Source organism: Neoroseomonas rubea, from assembly GCF_016106015.1.
GTDB classification, from domain to species: Bacteria; Pseudomonadota; Alphaproteobacteria; order Acetobacterales; family Acetobacteraceae; genus Neoroseomonas; species Neoroseomonas rubea.
This window is the reverse complement of sequence record NZ_JACADQ010000472.1, coordinates 1-2345: the sequence shown is the minus strand read 5'-3', so window position 1 is coordinate 2345 and position 2345 is coordinate 1. Positions and strand designations below refer to the sequence as shown.

General features: G+C 76.0%; 2 protein-coding genes and 1 pseudogene. All 3 read left to right on the top strand.

Going from position 1 to position 2345, the window contains the following annotated elements; all coding sequences use genetic code 11:
• Positions 1 to 907: heparinase II/III family protein (locus tag HW577_RS23790; protein WP_198378582.1), on the top strand; the 907-nt coding region annotated here is incomplete at its 5' end.
• On the top strand, positions 907 to 1758 hold the full coding sequence (locus tag HW577_RS23785) for a hypothetical protein (RefSeq protein ID WP_198378581.1): 852 nt from the start codon (positions 907 to 909) through the stop codon (positions 1756 to 1758). The genes HW577_RS23790 and HW577_RS23785, both read left to right, overlap by 1 nt.
• A pseudogene (locus HW577_RS23780) lies at positions 1755 to 2345 on the top strand (O-antigen ligase domain-containing protein); the annotation flags it as partial. The gene HW577_RS23785 and the pseudogene HW577_RS23780, both read left to right, overlap by 4 nt.

Below are 2345 nucleotides of genomic sequence, written 5' to 3'. Positions count from 1 at the left end.
CGCCGCGCCCTTCGCCGCGCGCGCCGCGGCCGCCACGCGCTGGCTGCACCGCGTGGCGGACCCGGCCACGGGTGTGTTGCCGCGCTGCGGGCCCTGCGACGATTCGGCGCTCGCCGACCTCTCCCTATGCGGGCCTTTCGACGCACGCGGCAGTATCGCGCGCGCGGCGCGCCTGTTCTGCGGTGCCGATGCGGGTGCCTCGACGGATGCGGGCTGCGCCTGGCTCGGCCTCGCGCCGACCGGGACAGGACTGGCGCAGGCCGCGTCCTGGCGCAGCGAGGGGTGGATGGGCGCGGCGCGGGACGGTCTGCGCCTGCTGCTGCGCACCGGTGCGCCGCTGCGCTTCCGCCCGGGGCAGGAGGACCTGCTGCATCTCGACCTCTGCGCCGATGGCGTGCCGCTTCTGGCCGATGGCGGCACCGGCGCCTACACGCCCCCGCCCGGGCGCGACTGGTGGACGGAAGTGCTCGCCGGCGTCGCGGGCCACAACACGATCCAGTTCGACGATGCGCCGCAGATGCCGCGTGCGGGCCGCTTTCTCTTCGCCCGCTGGCCGCACTGCGTCGCACTGCCCGACGGAGCAGCCATGACGGACCATCGCGGCCGCCGTCACGAACGGCGCCTCGACCTCGGCGCGCGACGCCTGACGGTGGAAGACCGCCTTGCCGGCTCCTTCGCGCGGGCCGTGCTGCGCTGGCGCCTCGGCCCCGGTCCCTGGCGCGCGATGCGGGACGGCGCGGAAGGGCCGCGCGCGCGCATCCGGCTGGCCGCCGACGCGCCCTGCGCCATCCGCCTCGTGGATGGATGGGAAAGCCCGGCCTATGGCGTGGTGCGGCAGGCGCCCGTGCTGGAACTCGCCGCCACGGCGCCGGTCGCGCGCATCGTCACGCATGTGGAGGTGTCGTGATGCCCGCCGCGCTGCTGCTCGCCGGGCTGTGGCGCTGGCGCGGGCGACTCCTGGCCGCAGCCCTCGCGCTCTGGGCCATGGGCACGACGTTCGTGCTCGCCGCGCCGCGCGCCCATGTCGCGCAGGCCATCGTCGCGCCGGCCGAGACCACCGCCTTCGCCGTCTCCTCCCTGCTCGCACCAGCGCCCTTCGCGCCAGGCGGCCTGCTCGACACGCGCCCAACCGGCAATTTCGCCGTCTATCTCGGCGCGCTGCGCACGCCGGAGGCCGCCCGCCACGCCATGGCCGGCACGACGATCGCCGAAGCCCTCACCGGTGCGCGAGAGTCCGGCCCTGGCGGCCTGCTGCGCCGCGCCCTCGGCCTCCATCGCGCAACAGATGCGGACGACGTGCTGGACTGGCTGCAGCGGAACCTTTCCGTCACGCAGAGCCTCGCCTCCGTCACCTGGACGATCGAGGTCGCGCATGCCGACCCCGCGCTCGCGCTCGCACTTCTCTCGCGGCTGCACGCCTTCGCGGAGGCCAAGGTGCGCGCCGACCTCGCAGAGCAGGCGGCGCGCCGAATCACCGTTCTGGAACGGCGCATCGCGCAGGAAAGCGACGTGTTCCTGCGCGCGAGCCTCTATGACCTGCTCGCGCAGCAGCAACGCGCCGGCCTCGTCGTATCGGCGGATGAGGTGGTGGCGGCGCGGCTTGTCTCCGCCCCCGCGGTCGAGGCCCGGCCCTCCTTGCCGAACCGCCCGCTGCTGATCGCGCTGCTGGCACTCGCCGCACCCCTCGCGGTGCTGCTCGCCGCACTCGCGCTGCTGCTGCTGCGCGGCACGCCCACCGCGACGGGGGCGGCCGAGTGAAGGGCGGAGCCGCCGCCACGATCGGCGCCGCCGCCGCGGCGATGCAGTTCGGCGGCGCGCTGAAGTCGGCCCCGCCGCTCGGCGCCCTGCCCTTCGACATCACGCTCGCGGCGGCGCTGCTGCTGGCGGTGCTGCTGCCGCTGCGCGCACTGGCGCGGGACTGGCGCGTCGCGCCGACGCTCGCGTTGCCGCTCGCAGCTTCCGGCGCCTTCTGGCTCTGGCTCGCGCTGGCCGGCGCCTGGAGCCCCTCCTCCGCCGTGCTTACCGCGAAACTGCCGGAGGCGGTGCTGCTCGGCCCGGCCATGCTCGCCGCGGGGATGATTGTCGGCGGCGATGCGGCGCTGCTGCGGCGCTGCGCGGATGCCGCGCTTGCCATCGGCGCCTTCGTCGCCGCCGCGATCGCCTGGGGCATCGCGACGGACCGTGTCGTGCTCGGCGGGTTGCCCGGCGCGAACCCGGACCTGGTGCGCGTGCAGTACCAGGTGGCGGGGCTCGCCATCGCCACGGCCGCGGGGCTCGGCGCGCTGCGCGCGACCGAAGCCCGCGGCGCGCGGCGGCTGCCCTGGCTCGCGCTGACCGTCGCGCTC